At 60.9% G+C, this 22,579-nt stretch carries 19 protein-coding genes; 9 read left to right on the forward strand and 10 right to left on the reverse strand.

Features of this window, described 5'->3' with window-relative positions; translation table 11 throughout:
* The first annotated feature begins 169 nt into the window (after positions 1–169).
* Positions 170–1,486, forward strand: coding sequence for an RNA 5'-3' helicase PhoH2 (phoH2, locus tag CQ012_RS06770; protein WP_105657452.1), 1,317 nt, complete (start codon positions 170–172; stop codon positions 1,484–1,486).
* Here the strand turns inward: phoH2 and CQ012_RS06775 are convergent.
* Positions 1,483–2,301, reverse strand: coding sequence for a hypothetical protein (locus CQ012_RS06775; RefSeq protein WP_105661710.1), 819 nt, complete (start codon positions 2,299–2,301; stop codon positions 1,483–1,485). The genes phoH2 and CQ012_RS06775 overlap by 4 nt on opposite strands.
* An 83-nt stretch (positions 2,302–2,384) precedes the next feature.
* Between CQ012_RS06775 and CQ012_RS06780 the strand changes: the two genes are divergently transcribed.
* From CQ012_RS06780 to CQ012_RS06790, 3 genes are all read left to right on the forward strand, one after another.
* The gene (locus CQ012_RS06780; protein ID WP_105661711.1) at positions 2,385–2,888 is read left to right on the forward strand and encodes a prepilin peptidase; all 504 of its coding nucleotides are present in this window, start codon (positions 2,385–2,387) and stop codon (positions 2,886–2,888) included.
* A 4-nt stretch (positions 2,889–2,892) separates the two neighbouring features.
* Positions 2,893–3,360: an NUDIX hydrolase gene (locus tag CQ012_RS06785; RefSeq protein WP_105657455.1), complete on the forward strand. Its 468-nt coding sequence runs from the start codon at positions 2,893–2,895 to the stop codon at positions 3,358–3,360.
* 66 nt (positions 3,361–3,426) lie between these two features.
* On the forward strand, positions 3,427–3,996 hold the full coding sequence (locus CQ012_RS06790; protein ID WP_105661712.1) for a GNAT family N-acetyltransferase: 570 nt from the start codon (positions 3,427–3,429) through the stop codon (positions 3,994–3,996).
* Here the strand turns inward: CQ012_RS06790 and CQ012_RS06795 are convergent.
* The 4 genes from CQ012_RS06795 to CQ012_RS06810 all read right to left on the reverse strand — a co-directional run bounded on the left by CQ012_RS06795 (position 3,993) and on the right by CQ012_RS06810 (position 8,217).
* Entirely contained in the window at positions 3,993–5,183 is a 1,191-nt protein-coding gene (locus CQ012_RS06795) for a dipeptidase (protein ID WP_105661713.1), read from the reverse strand. The genes CQ012_RS06790 and CQ012_RS06795 overlap by 4 nt on opposite strands.
* A gap of 121 nt (positions 5,184–5,304) precedes the next feature.
* Entirely contained in the window at positions 5,305–6,717 is a 1,413-nt protein-coding gene (locus CQ012_RS06800; RefSeq protein WP_105657458.1) for a class II fumarate hydratase, read from the reverse strand.
* 129 nt (positions 6,718–6,846) lie between these two features.
* On the reverse strand, positions 6,847–7,476 hold the full coding sequence (locus tag CQ012_RS06805) for a carbonic anhydrase (protein ID WP_105657459.1): 630 nt from the start codon (positions 7,474–7,476) through the stop codon (positions 6,847–6,849).
* A 66-nt stretch (positions 7,477–7,542) separates the two neighbouring features.
* A complete protein-coding gene (locus tag CQ012_RS06810; RefSeq protein ID WP_181149031.1) occupies positions 7,543–8,217 on the reverse strand; it encodes a DUF4245 domain-containing protein in 675 nt (224 codons plus the stop codon).
* A 156-nt stretch (positions 8,218–8,373) separates the two neighbouring features.
* Here CQ012_RS06810 and glpX point away from each other — a divergent pair, with 156 nt between their 5' ends.
* Entirely contained in the window at positions 8,374–9,408 is a 1,035-nt protein-coding gene (gene glpX, locus CQ012_RS06815; RefSeq protein WP_105657461.1) for a class II fructose-bisphosphatase, read from the forward strand.
* 107 nt (positions 9,409–9,515) lie between these two features.
* On the opposite strand, the gene manA is transcribed toward glpX, so the two are convergent.
* The 4 genes from manA to CQ012_RS06835 form a co-directional block, all read right to left on the reverse strand.
* Complete coding sequence (manA, locus tag CQ012_RS06820; RefSeq protein WP_105661715.1) at positions 9,516–10,724, reverse strand: mannose-6-phosphate isomerase, class I; 1,209 nt, start codon at positions 10,722–10,724, stop codon at positions 9,516–9,518.
* A 66-nt stretch (positions 10,725–10,790) separates the two neighbouring features.
* Positions 10,791–12,416 (reverse strand): LCP family glycopolymer transferase, encoded by a 1,626-nt coding sequence (locus CQ012_RS06825; protein ID WP_105661716.1) that lies wholly within the window; start codon positions 12,414–12,416, stop codon positions 10,791–10,793.
* Positions 12,417–12,433: 17 nt separating this feature from the next.
* Positions 12,434–12,964 carry a 5-(carboxyamino)imidazole ribonucleotide mutase gene (gene purE, locus CQ012_RS06830; protein ID WP_105657464.1) on the reverse strand — a complete coding sequence of 177 codons (531 nt, stop codon included), beginning with the start codon at positions 12,962–12,964 and terminating at the stop codon, positions 12,434–12,436.
* 74 nt (positions 12,965–13,038) lie between these two features.
* On the reverse strand, positions 13,039–14,199 hold the full coding sequence (locus CQ012_RS06835) for a 5-(carboxyamino)imidazole ribonucleotide synthase (protein ID WP_105661717.1): 1,161 nt from the start codon (positions 14,197–14,199) through the stop codon (positions 13,039–13,041).
* Positions 14,200–14,375: 176 nt separating this feature from the next.
* Between CQ012_RS06835 and CQ012_RS06840 the strand changes: the two genes are divergently transcribed.
* Positions 14,376–14,945, forward strand: a complete 570-nt coding sequence (locus CQ012_RS06840) for a GtrA family protein (protein WP_105657466.1) — start codon at positions 14,376–14,378, stop codon at positions 14,943–14,945.
* Here the strand turns inward: CQ012_RS06840 and CQ012_RS06845 are convergent.
* Positions 14,942–15,670 (reverse strand): TIGR03089 family protein, encoded by a 729-nt coding sequence (locus CQ012_RS06845; protein WP_146112920.1) that lies wholly within the window; start codon positions 15,668–15,670, stop codon positions 14,942–14,944. The two genes, CQ012_RS06840 and CQ012_RS06845, sit on opposite strands and share 4 nt — an antisense overlap.
* Before the next feature lie 288 nt (positions 15,671–15,958).
* Between CQ012_RS06845 and CQ012_RS17875 the strand changes: the two genes are divergently transcribed.
* The 3 genes from CQ012_RS17875 to CQ012_RS06860 are packed head-to-tail and all read left to right on the forward strand — an operon-like array spanning position 15,959 to position 22,574.
* Positions 15,959–16,483: a WhiB family transcriptional regulator gene (locus CQ012_RS17875; RefSeq protein ID WP_105657494.1), complete on the forward strand. Its 525-nt coding sequence runs from the start codon at positions 15,959–15,961 to the stop codon at positions 16,481–16,483.
* An 11-nt stretch (positions 16,484–16,494) separates the two neighbouring features.
* Complete coding sequence (locus tag CQ012_RS06855) at positions 16,495–19,953, forward strand: glycosyltransferase family 2 protein (protein WP_286134614.1); 3,459 nt, start codon at positions 16,495–16,497, stop codon at positions 19,951–19,953.
* Positions 19,953–22,574: a DUF5719 family protein gene (locus CQ012_RS06860; protein WP_105661720.1), complete on the forward strand. Its 2,622-nt coding sequence runs from the start codon at positions 19,953–19,955 to the stop codon at positions 22,572–22,574. Before CQ012_RS06855 ends, CQ012_RS06860 begins: the two co-directional genes overlap by 1 nt.
* Positions 22,575–22,579 lie beyond the last annotated feature (5 nt).

Here is a 22,579-nt window from a genome sequence, read left to right on the forward strand (position 1 = left end):
ATAAGGCCGGGGCAACAAGACCCAGCTGATCGAAGGGTTCCTCACTAGATGACCAAATGCAGCGCCAGCCGGAGCAATTGCCGGAATCGCCTTGGACATCCGGTGTCGGGATTCCCCACTTACGCGTGGGGAGAGTCCCCACGCCGGATTCGAGAATGGGTGCGCTGCCATGACACGAACAGCCGAACAGGGTGTACGAACCTACGTCATTGATACTTCGGTTTTGCTTTCTGACCCGAAAGCCATGTTCCACTTCGATGAGCACCATGTCGTGATCCCGCTGACTGTCGTCACCGAGCTGGAACATAAGCGCAAGGATCCTGATCTGGGCTTCTTCGCACGCCATGCCTTGCGTGTGCTTGACGAGCTGATTGCCAGCCATGGGGGATTAGCCCAAGCGGTGCCCGTGTCCAAAACTGGTGGAACACTGCGCATTGAACTGAACAACATCGCCCCGGAAGTCCTGCCGGTAGGCATGCGCTCAGGCGATAACGATTCACGCATCCTGGCTGTCGCCAAGCACCTGCTGGATGCTGGCCTCGACGTTGCGCTGGTCACCAAGGACCTGCCGATGCGCATCAAGGCCTCTGCCATGGGCATCCATGCCGAGGTGTACCGCAATGAGCTGATCGCCTCGACCGGGTGGACCGGCATACAGCAGCTGGAACTGGGCGAAGAGACCATGGCCAAGCTCTACGAACATGAACAGCTTCTGAACCACCCTGCGGTCGCCGATGAACCGATCAACACCGGATTCGTCATCACATCCCCGCGCGGAAGCGCCCTGGGCCGCAAGGTTGATGCGAACACCTTGAAGCTGGTGCGCGGCGACCAGCAGGCCTTCGGATTGCATGGACGCAGTGCAGAGCAGCGCATCGCCTTGGATCTGCTGATGGATCCATCCGTGGGCATCGTCTCCCTGGGCGGCAACGCCGGAACCGGTAAATCGGCGTTGGCCCTGTGCGCCGGAATGGAAGCAGTGCTTGAACGCAGGGAACACCGCAAGATCACCGTGTTCCGTCCGCTCTATGCCGTGGGCGGCCAGGAACTAGGCTACCTGCCGGGCTCCGAGGGCGAAAAGATGGGACCTTGGGCCCAAGCGGTCTTCGATACCCTCGGCTCGATCGTGTCGAAGAATGCCATTGATGAAGTGGTCGAACGCGGGATGCTTGAAGTCCTGCCGCTGACCCACATCCGCGGGCGTTCGCTGCATGATTCCTTCGTCATTGTTGATGAAGCCCAGTCGCTGGAACGCAATGTTCTGCTCACGGTGCTATCGCGCATCGGGCAGAATTCCAAGGTGGTGCTCACCCATGACGTGGCACAGCGCGATAACTTGCATGTAGGCCGCTACGACGGTGTCGCCGCGGTCGTGGAACAGCTCAAGGGACATGCCCTCTTCGGGCATGTGACCCTGACCCGTTCCGAGCGCTCTGCTATCGCCGCGCTAGTCACCAACCTGCTTGATTCGCCCACCTTGTCCTAGGATTGGCGCTCGCTGCGCAGCTCCCACGGAATCGGCGCCCGCACGTCGGTAAGCGTGGGAGCTGGGGCGGTGAACAAGGAATCGATGTAGTACTCGTTCTGGGCCAGGACCTGAAGCGACAGCTCCGGGGCCACAGGCATCCCGGCGTGGGCGGAGAGCACCCGGCGGTTCAGGCAGACGCCTGTTGCCAGATCCAGTACCACGAGGGTTCGTGTCCCGGCGGGAACGAGAGGACAGTTGGCCAGTGCGGGCTGGTAGTTGTGTCCCGCAGTGAGAACGGCGGCTAGAGCAGGCCGGTTGCCATGGGTGATCTCTGCGAGCTCGTGAATGTAGGTGGGGTGGTCGAAAGCGAGATCATGGGCGGCAGGCTCGGTGCCGGCAAGTTCCACCGGATCGAGCATTGGTTCCCAATGCTCCAGGGGCAGCAACCCATTGAAGCCAGAAATTTGTGGACGGCGCAAGATCAGGTGGTCTGAGGTATAAACCGGGGAGGTCAGCGAGGCCGGCAGCTTCCATGAGGAATTGGTGGCTGCGACGTAGCCTCGGCTCCGGTCTGCGGTGAACTTCTCCTTTTGGTACACCAGTTGCCCCTCGGCCGAGCGCACGGCTATGGCTTCTCGCTGGCGGAGGATGGCGGTCAGCTGGCCTTCCAGGCCTTCGTCCGGTTTGGCGTAATGCTCCGGGACCTGGACCTGGAACTGCAAGGAGGTGCTCAGCCATGGGGCGGACCGGGCCAAGGCACGGAAACGACGACGGGCCGCCGACTCAGGGGCGGATTGCCCGGGGAAAAGAACTGGAACTGCTGGAACGTCCATACTCCAATTGTAGAAGCGGCTGAATTATTCACAAGAGGAAGACCCCTCTGCCGAAGATTCAATGAGGTGCCTATGCTCTATGCATGTCAGAAATTTGGAACGTGGCACAGGAAAGCCCGACCACCGCAGCGCTGGTTCTCCTCCAGCTAGCCTGCTTTCTTGGTTTCGGGTTCCTCCTGTCCAAGGAAGACATGGCGAGGCATCGTTTGCCCAACCGGCTACTGGCCTACTGGTTGGCGGCCAGCATCGTGGTGATCGCGCCGCTGGGGATCTTCCGTTCTGATGGGCATGGGCTGCTGATGAGCCTTTTGGGGTTGCTGCTGCTTGGCGGAGGCTATCTGCTCCTCGCGCTGATTTCCGCTGGGGCAATGGGCATGGGCGATGTGAAGCTGGCCGGCGTGCTGGGGATGAATCTCGGATACTATTCCTTGCCCAGTTTGTTCTTCGCGACCTTGCTTGCCTTCCTGCTGGCCACCGGCTGGGTTATCGGGGGCGTGGCGGTGCGGAAATTGACGCTGAAATCAGCGGTCCCTTTCGGTCCCTTCATGCTCATTGGGTCTTTAGCAGTGCTGCTTATGGCACGATGAAATCATGGCAACTCCAGAATTCGTAACCCATCTTCGAGAACGCATCGGTCATGAACTGCTATGGCTCTCCGGGGTGAAAATAGTTGTCCTCCACGACAGCCGGGTGCTGTTGGTGCGACGTGCTGACAATGGCAAATGGACCCTGCCGGCAGGAATTATTGATCCAGGCGAAGAGCCTTCGCATACAGCACACCGCGAAGTGCTGGAAGAAACCGGCGTCGAATGCGAAATCACGGACCTGTTGGGGGTCGGGGTGACAGCTCCCACGGTGTATCCCAATGGGGATCACGCGCAGTACCTGGATGTAGTTTTCAAGGCTCGGCACCTTTCCGGCACGGCGAAGGTCAACGATGACGAGAATTTGGAAGTGGGGTACTTCGAACTGGCTGACCGGCCAGAACTCCCGCCGCTGCACGAACGGGCGCTGCAATGGGCACTGGACCCTCGGCCCGGTGGCTATTTCGCCAGTTGACGTTTTCTGCCTTCAAATCCGCTGTGGCATGCGTGAATGCCGCCGGCATGAGCTTAGACTTGCTCCATGACCGGGATTGGACTGATTGAACCTTCTGCCGCACTGCATGCTTCCTTCATGCGGAGCACAACCGAATGGGCGGGGGCGGAGCAGGACGGGGCCTCGGTCTTCTACGCTGCCAAATACGGTTGGGATCTGCGCAACGCAGAAGACTTCGCGCAGTGGGTCCAGCTGCTCAAGGATCTGGAAAAGCCGCACTTCACGCCACCGGATGGCTTCGTTGCGCAAAGCACCCTGTGGCTAGCGCACGACGATGAGTACTTGGGCGCGGTCAGCTTGCGTCACGAGCTGGGCAATGATTTCCTTCGCGAAGTCGGCGGGCACATCGGCTACGGTATACGCCCGGGCGCCCGTGGCAATCGCCTGGCCAGAACCGCGCTCGCCGGATCCCTGGAACAAGCCCGCAGCCTTGGCCTGCCGCGGGTCCTGCTTACCTGCAACGACTCCAATACTGCTTCGGCGCGAACCATCGAAGCTTGCGGCGGAGTCCTCGAACGCGTCACTCCGGTTGCCGAAATCGGGCCCCGCTTCGGCTCCACTGAGGACCTGCGACGCTATTGGATTGAACTGAGCTAGTTCGCTGGAAGCACCTCGCGGAATACGCGCAACGTATTTCCGCCCATGATGGCCGCGATTTCCGTATCCGAATAGCCGCGATTCATCAGTTCCTGGGTGATGACAGCAATCTGGCTGGCATCCCATGCGACGGTAGTTGCTCCGTCGAAGTCGCTGCCCAAACCGACGTGTTCGATTCCTGCGACCTTGATGACGTGCTCCATCGCGTCCACCACCGAATCCACATCCAGGGTGCAGACCGCAGCGTCCCAGTAGCCAATTCCGATAACGCCGCCGGTCTCGGCTATGGCCTGGATCTGATCGTCAGTGAGGTTCCGGTTCACATCGCAGGTGGCTTGGACACCGCCGTGGCTGAATACCACGGGTTCAGTAGCCAGGGAGAGGACTTCATTGAAAGCCGCGTCGCTGGAATGCGCCAGGTCGACGATGACCCCCAGCTCTTCCATGCGCTTGAGTGCAGCACGGCCAAGGTCGGTGAGCCCTGATTTCTCGACCCCGTGTTTGGAGCCGGCCACCGAGTTGTCGAAGAAGTGCGTGAACCCGGCCATGCGCATGCCATCGTTGAACAGGACATCCACGTTCCTGACGTCGCCCTCAAGATTATGCAGGCCCTCTACCGAGAAGAGGCCCCCGGTGACCTGCTGGCCGCTCTTGCGGTCCTTGAACAGCTGGTCGAGCTCGGCGGTGGTGGTGATGGTGCGCAGGGTGCCTTGCGAAGCGGCGGCGTCGTCGCGCAGTTTCTTGGCCTGGTAGCGCGAACGCTCCAGGAGCGAGAACCAGGTCTGAGGCGGTTGCAGCTGGACAATGCCCAGCAGCGGGATGTTATCCGATTCGGCGCTATTGGAGTCGTAATTCTGGCCGACGGGCGACTTGGAAACCGAGGAGAAGACCTGCAGGGCGACATTGCCTTCTTCCATGCGCGGCAGGTCGACATGGCCGCGGTCCGAGCGCTTGAGCAGCGAACGGTCCCACATCAAGGTGTCGGCATGCATGTCGGCAATCTGCAAGCGCGAATGCAGTTTCGCGGCGTCGTCGCCGACCGCTGGCAGACCCGCGGCCTCGATCTTATTGCGGGTGTTTTCCACGATGCCGGGAGCAAAAGCGAAGAATGCGGCCAAGAGGACTACCAGCGTGCCGGAAATCCAGAGGCCAAGACGTTTAAAAGAGCGAGATGTGGTGCGGGTCATAGGTGGAGGCTAGCAGATGTTACCGGTAAGTAGGAGTCTGTTTTTCCGGGTTAAAGTGCGCTACCGCGACCCGATGGCGAGCATCGAACCGCGGTAGCAGCAGGGGTGGAGCAGCAGGGAATTAGTGCTTGCCCACCATGGTGGAAACATCCAGAAGCTGGTCGAGCTGTTCCTCGGTGACTTCACCGCGTTCAACGAAGCCCAAAGCGATGGTTGCTTCGCGTACGGTCAGCCCCTCGGCAACAGCCTTCTTGGCGATCTTGGCTGCGTTTTCATAGCCGATCAGCTTATTCAGCGGGGTGACAATCGATGGGGAAGCCTCGGCCAGGAAGCGCGCGCGTTCCACATTGGCCTTGATGCCGTCGATCATCTTTTCGGCCATCACCGTTGAGGTGCTGGACAGCAGGCGAATGGATTCGAGCAGGTTGGAGGCCATGACCGGGATGCCCACGTTCAGCTCGAAGGCGCCGTTGGTTCCGGCCCAAGCGATGGCGGTGTCGTTGCCGATGACCTGGGCTGCTACCTGGATGGTTGCCTCCGAAATGACCGGGTTGACCTTGCCGGGCATGATGGAGGATCCTGGCTGCAGATCAGGGATCGCAATTTCTCCCAAGCCGGTGTTGGGGCCGGAGCCCATCCACCGCAGGTCATTGGCGATCTTGATCAGCGAGATAGCGATGGTGCGCAAAGCTGCGGAGGCCTCGACCAGTCCGTCGCGGTTGGCCTGTGCTTCGAAATGGTTGCGCGCCTCGGTGATGGGCAGGCCGGTGTCTTCGCGCAGGAACTCGATGACCTGCTGCGGGAAGCCGTCTGGGGTGTTGATGCCGGTGCCTACCGCGGTGCCGCCCAGGGGAACTTCGGCAACGCGTGGCAGGGCCGCTTCGATGCGTTCAATGCCGTAGCGTACCTGTGCTGCGTAGCCGCCAAATTCCTGGCCAAGGGTGACTGGGGTGGCATCCATCAGGTGGGTGCGGCCGGATTTGACCACATCCTTGAACTCGGCGGACTTCGCCTCCAGCGAGGAAGCCAAGGTTCCGAGGGCCGGGACCAGGTCATTGAGCAGAGCTCCGGTGGCGGCAACATGCACGGACGTCGGGAAGACGTCGTTGGAAGATTGCGAGGCGTTCACGTGGTCGTTCGGGTGGACCTCGGTGCCGCTGTCCCGGGCCTTCAAGGCACGGGTGGCCAATTCGGCGAGAACTTCGTTGGTGTTCATATTCGAGCTGGTTCCGGAACCGGTCTGGAATACGTCGATGGGGAAGTGCTCGTCGTACTGCCCGGTAGCGACCTGATCGGCTGCGGCCACAATGGCCTCAGCGCGTTCTTCGTCGAGAACGCCGAGCGCCAGGTTGGCTCGTGCGGCGGCCTTCTTGACCTGGGCCAGGGCCTTGATATGCGAGGATTCCAAGGTCTTGCCCGAGATCGGGAAATTATCGACGGCACGCTGGGTTTGCGCGCGGTACAGGGCCTGAGCCGGAACTCGGACTTCGCCCATGGTGTCATGTTCGATACGGAAATCGTCACTGTTAGTCATGAGCCCAGAGTACGCCCGAACCGTCATCGAATGACAGGTCTCTGACGTAAACATCACAACCAACAGTGACGCTTCACCGATTTGGGAATAAAAGCCGTTTTACAAGGCTTTTCCTGAAGCTTGGAGCTTCTAGTCGAGGCCCAGGCTGGAGACCAGCTGGGCACGGCCATCGTGCAGGTGGTAGGCAACGCCGGCGACCGCGGTGCGGCCCTCTTCGATGGCCAGCGCGATGATGCTGGACAGGTCGACGAGACGGTCGGTGGTCTGCTTGACGTGCTCGACAACGGTGCCGTTCACGTCGGTGATGCCCTTGCGTTCGGCGGCATGGACTGAAGGGGTGATGTGCTCGACCAGGTCGCGAACGAAGCCCTTGGGCATGTTGCCAGTTTCCTTGGCTTGGATGGCGCTGGTAATCGCACCGCAGGAGTTATGCCCGAGGATGACGATCAACGGTACGTTCAGGGCGTCAACGGCGAATTCCAATGAACCGAGGCTTGCTGGATCCAGGACATGGCCTGCGGTACGCACCACGAACATGTCGCCCAAACCCACATCGAAAATGATCTCTGCCGCAAGGCGGGAATCAGAGCAGCCGAAGATGACAGCGAAAGGTTCCTGGCCGGAGATCAACTTCTGCCGCCGAGCACTGTCCTGGTTGGGGTGCTGGGTATCTTCGTTGACGAAACGGAAATTGCCGGCGCTGAGCTTTTCCCAAGCCTCTTTAGGCGTCAGGGTCGGTTGTGTTGATTCAGAGAGCATGACTCAGATTCTACGGGATGCTGTTCGAATATCGAATATATGACTGGCTTTTCCCGTGAACGTGACTTAATCCAGCTCGCTAGCGACCTGTTCGGCAACACTGTTCAGCTGTTCGGCCGAGGTGTCACTGGAAAGTACGACGGTGGAGTCCTTGAACTCGGAGATCAGGTACGTGCTCTGGTCCTTGATGCGCACTTCCCACTGCGCTCCGCCGATGGTGCGAGTTTCGGTGGGCGTCGCCGCATCGGTGATCAGGGCAATCCATGTCGGGTTGGCGTCAGCAGCCTGGCGAACCCACACGAAGTTCTTGTCTTCGAAGACTAAGCCGCATTCCCAATAGGGGACTCCCTGTGCAGTGTTAGCCTGCCAGCGAGCGAAGTTCGCGTATTCCTTGTCGCCCAGTTCCGGGGCGAAGATCTCAAAGCCAGAAATCTGTTCCGTCTGTTCCGCGGTGGCCTGCAGGTTGACGTCGCTTTCAAACGCGTCGTCCTTGGGCGGCGGGTTGAGCATGAGCACCGGAATGAGTATGGCAACCGTGAAGCCGATGGACAGGACCATGCCCTTGAAGGTCTGGTTCGCGCGCTTGGCCTGCTTCTCGGTGAGCTGCGGCTTGTACGGCAGATCCTCGAAGGTGGCATTCGGATCGTCGAGGCTTCGAGGGGACGCAGCAGGCGTCTGGGTACCGTTGGCCATGTCGCCGGTAGCCGGGATGCTGTTCTCGGTGTTCTTCTCAGGTTGCACGCCTTCCATTCTCCCCGAAGATTCTGTGGAATTCGAACCAGAGTGCCCAAACGCACGTCGAACTATGAGCAGGCACTCCCGACACGAACTGTAAAGCGAAAACTCTAGAGGATAGAATGTCCTTGTTTGCATAGGCGCAATGACTACGACTCAGTGATGGGATCTTTCGTGACCGAAAAGAACAATTATGCCCACCTTTCTCCGCGACTGTCGGTTTCCGACGCGGAGCCGGACCGCAACCTAGCACTGGAGCTGGTGCGTGCAACCGAAGCGGCAGCCATCGCTTCCTCGCCGTGGGTTGGATTCGGTGACAAGAATGCCGCAGACGGTGCCGCAGTCGACGCCATGCGCGGCCTGCTGTCCACCGTGAACTTCAACGGCGTTGTCGTGATAGGCGAAGGTGAAAAAGACGAAGCTCCAATGCTGTTCAACGGAGAACAGGTTGGTAGCGGCACCGGCGCCGAATGCGACGTCGCAGTCGACCCGATTGACGGAACCCGTCTGACCGCACTGGGCCTGAACAACGCCCTGTCCGTGTTGGCCGTAGCCGACCGCGGTTCGATGTTCGACCCCTCCGCCGTGTTCTACATGGAGAAGCTGGTCACCGGGCCAGAGGCAGCCGAGCTCGTTGACCTCCGCCTGCCAGTGAAGCAGAACCTGCACCTGATCGCCAAGGCCAAGGGCAAGAAGGTCAGCCAGGTGACTGTGACCATCCTGGACCGCCCACGCCACGCTGGCCTGATCGAGGAGATCCGCGCGGCTGGTGCCCGCACCAAGCTGATTATGGACGGTGACGTTGCCGGCGCCATCGCCGCAACCCGCGAAGGCACCGGCGTTGACGCGCTGATGGGTGTCGGCGGCACCCCTGAAGGCATCGTGACCGCCTGCGCTATCAAGGCGCTGGGCGGCGTGATCCAGGGCCGCCTGTGGCCAACTGATGACGACGAGAAGCAGAAGGCCATCGACGCCGGCCACGAATTGGGCCGCGTGCTGACCACGAACGACTTGGTGACCTCGGATAACTGCTACTTCGCAGCGACCGGCATCACCGATGGCGACCTGCTGCGCGGTGTCCGCTACAAGGACAACCGCATCCACACCCAGTCGATCGTCATGCGTGCCAAGTCCGGCACCATCCGCTTCGTCGAGGGTGAGCACCACCAGGATAAGTGGGAAGCCTACACCCGCTAATCCGCATCTGATTGCAAAACTGCGAGCCATGGACTTGATTCAAGTCCATGGCTCGCAGTTTTGCGTTTGGCCCCTATAGTGCCACGAAGGGCCTCAGTGCAGTGCTGCTAGTCGATCTGAGCGCTGGCTGCGAAGAGCTGGCCCGGAACGGTGCCCTGCAAGATGGCGGTGGCTGGCAGTTCGGCCGCGGTGAGGAACAACGACTGCCCGCGGCTGATGCTGCGTTCGCCTTCGCGGGTGGTGACCAGGAACTCACCGGCGGTGCACAGCAGCACAGCGGCACCGTGCAGCTGCAGATCAGCGGCAAGGCCCGGCTCTATGGGATCGAGTACCTGCAGCTGGAACTCTTCGAAGTCGGGCTTGTACAAGCGGTCGTGGGTATCAAGGGCCACCGGCTCCAGGATCGGGGCAGGGGAGGGGGCGGCAATGGTGACGTCCAGCAGTTCGGGAACATCGATATGCTTGCTGGTCAGGCCTCCACGCAGCACATTATCCGAATTGGCCATGACCTCGATTCCCAAACCGCGCAGGTAGGCGTGGACGTTGCCGGCACCTAGGCTGATGGCCTGGCCAGGCTCCAGGAAGATCAAATTCAGCAGCAGTGCGACCAAGACCCCCGGATCGCCAGGATAGATCTTGTTGATCGAGGCTAGCTCGGCGAAATGGGCATTGCCGTGCAATTCGGGGCTGCCTGCCACTGCTTCGCTGATCTGCGCTACCAGCTGGGAAATTTCGTCCCCCGCGGTCAGCACATGCTTGAAAGTCCGGGCCAGCGGATCGGTGCCCTGCAGCAGGTCGAGCAGCTGGCCTATCGGTGCATGCGCCGAGTCCGGCAGCTGCGCGGCCAGGATCTGCAGGTCTTCAACAATCTGCGCTGGTTGGCGGAAGCCCGATAGCGCCACGAAGTCGGTCAGGGCAAAGAGCATCTCCGGCTTGTGGTTGTCATCGCGGTAGTTGCGGTCAGCAGCATCCAAAGGCTTGCCGTCCGCGTTTTCCCGGGCGAAACGCTCTTGCGCCTGCTTCAGCGTGGGGTGCGTCTGGATCGACAGCGGCTGGGTCGCCGAGAGCACCTTGAACAGGTAGGGCAGACGTCCGTAGCGCTGGGCGACTGCTGAACCCAATATGTGCTCTGGATCCTGGGCGATGAAATCATTGAGCGCTGTCCCGCTATCGGAGATCCGGCTCGGGCACCCGGGATGGGCACCGAGCCACATCTCGGCCTGCGGGGTGGTTTCCGCGGGCAGATCGAGCAGATCGGAAATCTGCGAAGCAGATCCCCAGTGGTAGTCCCTAATCGCGTTTTTCAACTCGAACACGTCTTTTGACCATAGCCTTTCAGGAGCGGTAGTTGGGTCGCATGGCGGTCGGGGGGTCTTGACCGTTTACGGAACCGAGCATTCGTCGTTATTGGCTGCGATCTCTGAAATCAACGTGCGGTAGCCGGCCATTTCCAATTGCACCAAGTACTCTTCGGTGATCGGGCTGCCATCTGGCTGGGTGAATTCCGGGCTGTCCTCTTTCGACAGCTTCGGAGCATTGTTCACGTCAGTGGTTTCCGGCGCTTCTTCGGAAGCCTGGGTTGTTTCTTCCGGAGCCGAGGACTTGGAGGTGTCCTCGCTCTTTTCAGGATTGTCCTTCTTCTTTTCCTTCTTCTTCTCCGGCTCGTTCTGCTTTGCGATCAACGTCTGGATACGCTCTTGCAGCTTGTCGAAGTCGGGGTAGGTGGAGAAGCTGCGTTCGAAGTCCGGCGCACCGAGGGTCAAGCGGGCCATTGGCTCCTTGGAGACTTTCTCGGCCAGGGATACGAAGGAACCGAGCTGACCTGCTGGAATGTCGGTTTCAACCAGCTGTTCACCGGCGGACATGATCGAAGTGAAATTGCTCAGGATCGTTTGCGGCTTGAACTGCTTGATGATTCCCTGCTGCAAGCACTGCTGGCGCTTGATGCGGTGGTAGTCATCGGTGAAGTCGCGTGAGCGAGCAAACCACAATGCCTGCTTGCCGGTGAATTCGTGGGTGCCCGGTGCGAACCAGTGCGTGCGCACGGTGCTGTTTTCGTGGTATTTCCCGTTGTAGGGAACCCATCCGCCGGAGTCGATGGTGACCCCGCCCAATGCGTCGACAAACTGCTCGAACCCGGCCATGTTGATCATGACGTAGCCCTGGACAGGGAGCCCCGTGGTGCCTTCCAGCGCGTCCATGGCAGCTTGCGCGCCGACGTTCTTCACGGTCTCGGGGAAAGCATCCGCGTGCTCGGTTTCGGCATTGCGGTAGATGGCGTTGAAGATGCATTCGTCGCCGCAGTTGTAGCCTTCGGGCCAGATCTTCTCCATGGGCGAGCCCGGGGCGAAGCGTGCGCTCTGGAAGTTGCGCGGCACCGAGATCAGCAAGCTCTTGCCGGTTTTGGCATCAACAGAAAGCAGAGCCGCAACGTCGGTGCGGACGCCTTCGCGGTTGGCACCGGAGTCGGCACCGAACACTGCGATGTTGTAGCGCCCGTCGACTGGCTCGAAGGCGGGTCCTTCATCGAATACGGCCACAATGGTTTCGCGTCCGGTATTCAGCAGCGAGGCGCCGTAGATGAAGACACCGCTGGTGGCCACCACGGCTGCCAGGGTGAAAATGGTAACGATGGCACGCATGCCAGGGGCCAGCAGCTTAGGCCGGATAATCACCAAGGTATTGATGAACATGATCAGCCAGCCCAGGGCCAGCGTGCCGAGCACAATGATCAAGAACAGCTGGAAGTTCGGGTGGGCAACCCAGCCGAGAATGATCGAACGATCAATGAAGTACAGGGCAACCAGCGCAAGAATGGCCAGCCAGCAGGCCATGGTGATGGACACTGCGATCCGTCCAAGCTTGCGATTTCCCGCGACCAGCTGAGCGCCGCCGGGGAAGAAGATGGTCAGCAGGACCAGGATCAGAGCCCGCTTGCTGCGCTGCGGAGAGCTGATGGTCTCCGGCTGGCGCAACGGACTTGGTGCGCGGTGACTGGCAGAACCCATGTACTTTTGGACTTTCCCTAGGAAGCGAAATTCTCGTTGGCAACTTCAGCGCGCAAAGCCGAACCCTTGGCATGGGCTTGCTCGCGCAGTGAATCTGCAAACTGAAGCAACTTTACCTGTAACGATTCGGCTAGCTCATCGGTTCCCGCTGCGAGCATGCGCACAGCCAGCAGGCCGGCATTGCGTGCTCCGCCAATGGAAACAGTTGCTACGGGGACTCCTGCAGGCATCTGGACGATGGAGAGCAGGGAGTCCATTCCATCTAGTTTAGCCAGTGGAACTGGAACTCCGATCACCGGCAGCGGTGTAACAGCTGCAAGCATGCCCGGAAGATGCGCGGCACCGCCTGCGCCGGCGATGATTGCGCGCAGTCCGCGTTCGTGGGCTTTCTTGCCGTAATCGATCATTTCTTCTGGCATGCGGTGCGCCGAAACGACGTCCGCTTCAAAAGGGATTCCGAATTCGGCCAGTGCCTGTGCGGCCAGGCGCATGACCGGCCAATCGGAATCAGAACCCATTACGAGGCCGACCAGTGGTGCTTCAGACATGAGATATTTCCTTGCGGTGTTCTAGTAAGAGCCGCTGCCCGGTACGCGGCAGCGGCTCTTGATCAAAATAAAGTCTAGACGGCGGCTTCGATGCCGTCGCGGATGAGCGCGGCAACCTTATTGGCCTGCGAACGAAGTTCATCTACGCTTTGCCCGGCGTTAGCCACAACGTTGACGTGGCCGATCTTGCGGCCCGGGCGCACGGACTTGCCGTAGGCATGGACTTTGACTTCTGGCGCTGCGGCCAAGGCGGCTTGGAAAGCCGAGTAGAGGTCCTGGTTGGCGCCGCCGAGGTAGTTCTTCATCACAGTCACGCCCAGCTCGCGGGTTTCGCCCAGCGGCAGATCCAGAACCGCACGCAGGTGCTGCTCGAATTGGCTGGTGACCGAACCGTTCATGGTCCAGTGGCCGGTGTTGTGCGGGCGCATGGCCAATTCGTTGATCACGAAACCGGCTCCTGAACCCGGGGTTTCAAAGAGCTCTGCGGCCATGACTCCGGTGACGCCGAATTCTTCGGCGATGCGCAAGGCCGCATCGGCTGCGGTGGCCGCGGTGGCTTCGTCAATATCCTGGGCAGGCGCGATCACTTCATCGCAGACTCCATCAACCTGGATGGTGTGGACCACGGGCCAAGCCTTGGCCTCGCCTGAAGGGGTGCGGGCTACCAACGCGGAAAGTTCGCGGGAGAACTCGACCTTGTCCTCGGCCAGCAGCGGGCCATGGGCGAACCAGTCGGCGGAATCCTTGGCGTCTTGGGCATTGTCCAGCATGCGCACGCCCTTGCCGTCGTAGCCGCCGCGCGGGGTCTTGAGCACAATGGGCCAGCCGGTCTGCTCACCGAAAGCGATCAGGGCATCGACATCGTCAACCTTGGCCCACGCAGGGTTCGGAAGTCCGAGGCGTTCGATGGCCTCGCGCATGACCAGCTTGTCCTGGGCATGGATCAGCGCAGCCGGACGGGGCTGGATGTTGACGCCCTCATTGATCAGGGTGGTCAAGAATTCGTTGGGCACGTGCTCGTGGTCAAAGGTGACAACGTCCTTGCCCTTGGCGAATTCACGCAGGGTTTCGAGGTCTTTGTAGTCGCCTACAGGAGCGTCGGGAACGCTTCGCGCAGCTGAAACATCAGGACCTTCGGCAAGAACATGCAGTTCGAAACCTAGGTTCAGGGCCTCGGGGGCCATCATTCGGGCTAGCTGCCCGCCACCAATCACACCAATTTTTGGAAAGCTCACGATTACAAGGGTATCGAAAGCGACGTTGAGAATCGCATGCGCGTTGTCTGATTACTCTCACAATTCGGTCAATTTCCAGAAAGTGCCGATAAAATAGCAAGATCGCGCGCTTCTCGTAGTGCTTAGCGCGCCTTGTTACTGCTAGCCAGACGGGAACAATATTCCCTGGAGGACAATTGCTCGAGCGCATCAAACTCAAAATAGCCGGACTCATCTCGTTGCTGTGGCGCGAGGTGGCGAAGTTCGGCGTCGTCGGTGGCGTTGCGTTCATCATCGACTCGGGGATCTACGTCTGGCTCCTGCACGGTTCCATGAGCGATTCCCAGGTTAAAGCGAAAATCATTGCTGGCGTCGTCGCGACGATGTTCTCTTGGGTGGCCAACCGCTACTGGACTTTCCGCCACCGCCGCCAGGCCAATGTGGTGCGCGAGCTCGTGATGTTCATCATCATGAATGCCATCGGCTTGGGCATTGCCGCGGCCTGCGTATGGGTCACCAAATACTGGCTGGGCTTGACCGATCCCACCTCGGTGTTCATTGCCGGTTCGGTAGTCGGCTTGGTGCTCGGCACCATCTTCCGTTTCTTCGCCTACCGTTTCTGGGTCTTCGGCAGCGCGATGGATGCGGAGGAAGAATTCGCCCACGACCACGAAGTTCTGGGCAATCACAAGGCCGATACCGGCGCTGACGCAGCGCACTCCGCTGGCCAGGCCGATACCGGCACGGTACCGACGGTGGCTCGCTAATCCGCTGGTTGGTAGTCGAAGTTAATGCGTTCGCCGTCGCGCAGGCGCTGGGTCACTTCCATCCCGTCCTCTACTAGCACAATTCCGTCACCCGCTGCCCACTGGCCAATGGCGAAGGGCAGCAAGGAGAGCACGGGTTGCTGAGCACGCACTAGAATTGTTCCTTGCGCCTTAGCTTCGGTATCGAATAACGCAGCAAGGCTGACCGGGGTGTCACCATTGGTTGCGATGGCTGAGGCATCACCAGTTACTGGCGAGGGATAGAACTGATCCCCGTAGGTACGCACGGAGGCATTGAAGTCTTCTGCGACAGGGCCGAGATCCGAGCCGAAGGACAGCGCGAGAGCTGCCGGGTTCACGGCAAGGATTTCAGAGCTGCTGGGGATGCGCTCATCATCCGGTTGGGCCGTCACCCACACCGATGCCTGCTGTGCATCATCATGCCCAGCATCGACCAGCGTGGCGCCATGGTGCAGCGCGGCCAGGGCCACGACCAGGGACTTCCAATGCGCCGGCAAATCGAGCACCACGATCGAGTCTTCATCGAGGTCGAAAACCTCGCCCAAGAGATTGGCGCTTTTCGCGACCCAATTGTCAAATACCCGTCCGGACAGCTCGATGCGTTCCCCGCTGACGGAGTACCAGGTGAGCCATGGGGAGGCTGAACTGCGCCGCGGCGCGAGAAGATTCTCGACAAATGTTCGTGATTGTAGGCTATTGCTCATTGGATGTCCTTAAATTTAATTACTGAGAATTCACCGAGAATTCAGCCAAGACGGGACTCGCCCACCTCATGTGCGTCTTTTGACGGCGTGTTGTGCCGGGAGTTTCCTGAGAACTCTTCTTAGAATGACCTCCCCGCTTGACTCTAGCGGAGTTACACGGCTGTAATTAGATGGTGAGTCCGGGCAGGTTCATCACTTTTCGCTAGTTCGATGGAATAAATGCTGCCGGATGGATCGGGAGCAATGACGGCCCGATCTCCTCAAACCAATCGAAAGGTCAACATCACCATGGCGAATCTGGAGCAGGGGTACTCCGAATTTTCGACCTCGGCTGTTGCGTCGGCTCAATATGGGCTGGAGGACGCACCATCCGACTGGTTTGTCGATCCTCAAGCCGGTGAGTCCGCACGGGTTGCAGTTGCAGCCGATCTGGAGACCGCGGCCGACAGCTTCCTGAAAGAGCACGACACGTTATCCGACACCGAAGAAATCTCCTCGGTTGGCTCGTGGGCTCCTGAGCTCGACGAGGATGACGAAGTGCGCGAAACCATCAAGGCAGTTTGGCTTGGTGTTGGCGGCGAAGTTGACGAGGGCGAGCTGGGCTGGCAGGCCCGTGCTCTGTGCGCACAGACTGACCCCGAAGCGTTCTTCCCTGAAAAGGGCGGATCGACTCGCGACGCGAAACGCGTCTGCGGCGCATGTGTTGTCCGTTCGGAATGTCTAGAATATGCCTTGAGCAATGACGAGCGCTTCGGAATCTGGGGAGGGCTCTCAGAGCGCGAACGTCGCCGTCTACGGAAACGAGCAATCTAATTCGTCCGCCAATTCACGTCACCGCCATCGTTGCTTCGCACGATGGCGCTGACTTTTTACCACGCACTTTGGCCGCACTGCGAAACCAGTCCCGGCCTATCGAACGCTTCGTCGGAGTTGACGCTTCGTCCTCTGACGCATCGCTAGAGGTCCTGCGGGCGAACTTGCCTTCCAACTCCGCCTTGCTGGTCGCCGATGAAGGATCCTTGGGGCTGTCGCTGGAAGTAGCGGTTTCGCAACTGCCCGAAGCGCGTTTGGACCGTGATGAATGGCTATGGATTATCCATGATGACTCCATGCCTGCTCCCGACGCGCTGGAACAGCTGACTCGGACCGTTGAGGCCTCCGAATCGGTATCCATTGCCGGTTGCAAGCTGCTGGACATCGATAACCCGCGCCACCTGGTCGAGGTGGGGTTGAGCGTGGACCGCAAGGCCCAGCGCCTGACCATGATCGATATCGACGAAGTCGACCAGGGCCAGTACGACGGACGAAGCGATTACTTTGCCGTGTCCTCGGCCGGCATGTTTATCCGGCGCGAGGTCTTTGAGCAGCTGGGCGGATTCGACCCGGCTATTCCGGGCCGTGGCGACGACGTGGACCTATGCTGGCGCAACCGCCTGGCCGGTCACCGCGTGGTCGTGGTGCCAAGTGCCAAGATGTACCACCAGGTCGAGGTTGTCGACTCGCTGGCAGGCCCGCGCGAAGCCAAGCGCTCGGAGGTCTTCCAGCGCTTGAAGTTCGCTTCGCCTTTGGAACTGCCGTTCTTGTGGATTGGATTGCTGCTCGGCGGCATCGGCCACTTCCTCGTAGCATTGCTGGCCAAGGACCCGGGCCATGGCTTCAGCCACCTGGCTTCGGTCCTGCGCGGACTGTTCTCCCCGGGCAAGCTGGCCGCTTCACGTCGCAACGTCGCCCAGATCCGCGAGATTCCACGCCGCCAGGTCCGCAAGCTGATGGTCTCCGGCGCACAGGTGCGCGAATACCGCCGCAATGTGAACACCGGGCGTGCCGATGGCGAGGTCTACGGGGATGGCAGTGGCGCCGACGCGATGGTTGAACCTAGCGGTGACAACTTCTCCGACTTCGTGCGAATCGCCCGTCCGCCGCGCACCACCGCAGTACTCTCGCTGATTCTGGCACTCTTGCTCTCCGGGGCCGCTTCGCTGGTTGCTTGGCGCAGCCTGCTTGGATCCACTGCTTTGTCCGGCGGCGCGCTGCGCCCGCTGTCCAACAGCAACCAGGAAATCGGCGCCAACGCCCTATCGTGGTGGCAGAACATCACCACCGGATTGAGCGCTCCGCCGGATAACTCCGATGTGCTGTTCTGGCTTTTCTCGCTGGTGACTTTCAACCATGCCAACGAAGCTTCGATCTATCTCTTCTTCGCCGCGATGCCGTTGGCCGCGCTGACCGCGTGGTGGGGCATTGGCGCGGTGAGCCGTTCGCGTGCTGTCCGGTTCTTCGCCGCATTGATCTGGGCCCTGTTGCCTTCGCTGGTCTCTTCGCTGGCCTCGGGACGAGTCGGCTCGGTATTGATCCACATCTTGCTGCCGCTGTTCTTCCTGGCAATTATCCGTGCCATGAATGCCCATGTGGCCATCGAAGGCGCGAAGCCCAAGAACCCGAAGCAGCAGTCCGTATCCGCATGGACCGCTTCGGCTAGCGCCGCCTTGCTGCTCTGGGTGATCTCCGCCGGTTCCGTTTCATTCTTCCTGACCGCCAGCATCCTGATTTACGTTTTGGCCATCTTCTCGGTGCGCCGCGCACGCAGCCTGTGGTGGATCCCGCTGCCTGCAATCGTGTGGAATCTTCCGCTGCTGTTTGCCGGCCTGGGCGATCTGCGGCTGCTGTTCACCGAGCCCGGTGCGGCGCGCGCGTTCTCGCCAGCTGCCCCATGGCAGATGCTGCTGGGCTTCCCGGAATCCTTCAACACCAACGCCTCGCTGGTGGGTTGGGACTTCCTGCCCGCCGGTCCGTGGGCTTTGGTCGCCGCACTGCTGGTCGGGGCTCCAATCATCGTGCTGGCTGTTTTCGGGACCTTGAGTTCTTCGCTCAGCCACAGTTCCAGCATGCGCCGGAACTCCCGCCGCCTGCTGTGGGGCGCAGTCCTGTCGCTGGCAGCGGGATGGGCCGTCGGTTTTGTCCCGTTCACCTTGGACTCGCACACCGCGGTGAGCGCCTACACCGGTCCGTTCGTCTCCTTTGCCATGTTTGCATTGCTTGCAGCTGCCGCCAACGCGCTAGCTGCCCTGCGCCATGAAGATCAGCCGCGCTCGATGCGGACGCAGGGTTCTCGTCCGGCGATGAGCCTGATGGCCGCATTCAGCGTGATCGCGGTTCTCGCTTCCGGCGCCGTGCTGCTTGGCGCCCAGCTGAATCCGGCCGCGGAGTCCGAAACGCTGACGTCCCTGAATTCGGCCCAGCAGGTCCACAGCTCCCAGCCTCGCACACTGCCTGCCACGGCAGCCGATGCGGGCCGCTCCGAATTCCAGAAGCGCACCTTGGTGCTCAGCCCGCGTTCCTCCGGTGAAATCGACAGCCAGTTGGTTTCGGGTTCCGGTGAAACCCTGGACAGCATCAGCCGCTACTCGCAGGTCAAGCAACTGACCGGACCGCTGCTGGATCCTGAACGCAATGAAGCTTCTGCCACCGCGCAGGTTCAGAGCAAAGCCGTAGCGATGCTGCTCTCCGAGTCTGCATTGGATTCGCGCGAATCGTTGCGCGACTTGGGCGTGGGCTTTGTCGTGCTCAACGAGACTGGTGAATCTGTCCCAGCGACCGTTCGCATCCTGGATGCGGCCACTGGGCTGGCATCGGTCGGCCAGACCGACAGCGGCTGGTTGTGGCGAGTGGATTATGAAGCCGATGAAGAGAATCAGGGCGCTGGATTTGCCCGCGTTGTCGCTGAAAACGGAGACGTGAGCGTATTGCCGACCCAGCGTGGCAAGATCGCCAATCTGGAAATTCCGGCTTCTGATGCCAAGCGGACCCTGGTCCTTGCAACAGCGTCGGATCCGAAGCTGCGGGCCAGCGTTGATGGCGAATCCCTGCGTTCGGTGTCCTATCCCGAGGATTCGGAAACTCGATGGGCCCAGGCTTACGAGCTTCCTGCCAAGGGCGGCAAGCTGACGTTGTCGCACAAGGACTCCACGGCCATACCGGTTCTGGTGCTCAGCGCGATAGTTCTGCTGATTACCGTCCTCTTGGCCATTCCGGTGCCAAGCTCGCGGCGATTCGCCAACTACCGCAACAACGAATACCGCTTCCGTGAACCACGCGACGAAAATGAAGAACTCGCCGACGGCTCGGCCGTTTTGGCGGCCGCCGAAGTCCAGAGCCCGGCTACCGGCACCATGCCACTGAGCCGACGCGAGGCACGCGAACGCGCCAGCGAGATGCGTGAGAACTTGACCCCGAAGCTCAGCGACCGGATTTCGGACGCCGATGCCGAGCAGGAGAAGAAGTAGTGAGCGACGAGAAGAACGTGAACTCAGCGGATTCTGCTGACAAGCCAACTGAACAGACCCCGGCCCCGAAACCGGCCTCCGCGCAACCAGAAGCCAAGGACACCACCCCAGTGTCGGCGACACTATCGCGTGCTGAGACAAAGGCTGCCAAGGCCCGGGCCAAGGTCGATGCCAAATTGGACAAGGCCCGCGCCAAGGAAGCCCAGGCCCGGTCCAAGGCCGAAGCGAAGAACGCCGAGAAAGCGGCGAAGGCTGAAGCCAAGGCCGCTCAGCGGGAAGAACCAAAAGCAAAGCCGCAGCCTGAGGCGAAGTCAGGGAACAAGGACGCCAAGGAAACGGTGCCCACCGCGCAGGCTGCCCAGGCGAAGGCTCAAGGCGAACCGGCGGAACAGAAGCCGGCTCCCAAGCCGGACTCCGTTCAAGCCGGATCGGAGCAGCCCGAGGCTGCGCACGCCAAACTGCCTGCAGCTGATGCAGCCGCCGCGGGCACCACTGATGCAGCTGCGCAGCCGGAACACTCCCAGGGCGCCGAGCCTGCCAAGAACGCCGGCCCAGCCGCGGCTGGAAGCAAGACGGGGCCTGGTGCCGCCCAGGACGCTGGACCGAAGAAGCCTGCAGCCCAGGACCCTGTAGTTGTTCCCGAACCAGTCAAGCCGCCGGCCGCAGAAGCGGCTAGGGCTTCCGGGAAGCAGAACGATGCCGGGGACTCCTCGGGGCAGCAAGGCGCAGCTGCGCAAGTTGCCGGCGTGGCAGCCACTGGTGCCGCAGCTGGCGCTGGTTCCACCGAGGCTGAGAAGAACCAGCCGGCCGGCCCGAAGCCTGGAGAAGAAGCCGCAAAGGCATCAGAACCGGAAGATCCGAAGGCTGCCAAGCGCCGCCATCGGCTGGAGAAGGTTCGCGCGCGGAACGCCGCGAAGGAAGAACTTGCCGCTGCCAGTGCGCTGGATGCGCCCGCAGCCGGGCCGCAGGCGGAATCGGCTGACGGCAACGTCTCGAAGCGTCGCCAGAAGCTGGACAAGGCCCGCGCCGCGGCCTCCAAGGATGCGGCTGCCGCGCCGACGCGCAAGAAGACCGGCGCGGTTCTGCTCAGCCTGGTAGCCGTCGCGGCTGCTGGCGCTGCAGTGGGTGCCGGATCAATTTTTGCCCCGGCACCGGCCGAAAAGTCTTTGCCAGCTGCCGTGACGAACCTGCCCGCAGGTGACTCCAGCAGCGTTTGCTCGGCAACCCCGCAGCTGCTCAAGGGCGTGGAAGGCACCGATGCGCAGTTCGCCCCAGGTGCCAAGGACATTTCCAGCAACTTGCGCAGCATTGCTGTTTCGGATCTGGCCAAGCGCATTCCGGGCTCCTCCTTCACCAAGCTCGATGGCAGCGGCGCGCATGAGCTGACTGGACGCATCGCTGAGGATGAAGCTGCCGAGGCCCGTGGCGCTGATGATGAGGGCCTGACCGGCCGCGCCAGCAAGATTTCAACCGCCAACGATATCGATGACGCCCAGGTCTACACCTTGCAGCCGCTGGGCGAACTCGCTTCGAAGGGCAGCGCCGTGCGCAGCTACCAAGCCAAGGATGGCGACCTGGCAGGGCTTGCTGCCGCAACGTGCCAGGCCCCGGCGTCCAACTGGCGATTCACCGGCCTGCAGACAAGTACCGGATCCACCAGCGTGATGCATTTGGCCAACCCAACGCATACCACTGCCCAGGTGTCCCTGCGGCTTCGAGGTCCAGACGGCTTGATCGACACCTCGACGCTGCAGAACATTGTCCTGGCAGCGGGGGAGAGCCGGGCCATCGTGCTCGGCGGCTACGCGCAGAACCTGAATTCTGTTTCGGCTGAAATCACCAGTGTTGGCGGAAAAATCACTGCATCGGTCCAACAGGCCGCCCTGCGCGGTTTGACCCCGTCGGGTGTTGAACTGGTCAGCGCCAACGCGACGGCTTCCAATAGCCAGGTGATTCCGGGAGTGTGGATCGAGAGCAAGGAGAATATTTCCAAGCTCAGCAAGGACAACAAGTCGTTGGTTCCACAGCTGCACGTTGCGGCAACAGGCTCCTCGGGCGCTGGATTCAAGGTGAAGGTCCTGGGCGAAGACGGCGAAGTCGCCGCCAGCTTCGACGATAACCTCGCCGTCGACTCCGACGCGACGAAGATTGTGGATCTGACCCAGCTGGCTGGTGGCTATTACACGGTAGTTGTCGAGTCCGATGCTCCGGTCACCGCAGCGGTGAAGATGGTTCGCGGTGCGGACCCGAAGGACTCCTCGGACACTGCCTGGGCGGTGAGCTCCAACGCGCTAGCCGGTACGCAGGCCATGCCGCTGTCGGCTAATGGCACTGGGAAATTCGCCATCGCCGCCGTAGCTGCAGACTCAGCGGTGGAAGCAGTGGTGGTTAATAAGGACGGCAAGCTGGAGGAACCGAAGAAACTCCAGATCAAGGCCGGGCAGAATGTTGTCTTTGACCCGAAATCTGTCTCCGAAGATGCCCAAGCAGTCATCTTCTCGACAGATGCCAACGCTTACCTGGCCCAGCTGGTGCTCGGTTCCGAACGTTCCATCGCTTGGGCTGCCATGCCACAGGCGAATGCCGGACGCGACGGCATTGTGGTGAACATCGGCGGCTAGGAATC

It is taken from the genome of Arthrobacter sp. MYb214 (assembly GCF_002979865.1).
Lineage (GTDB): Bacteria > Actinomycetota > Actinomycetes > Actinomycetales > Micrococcaceae > Glutamicibacter.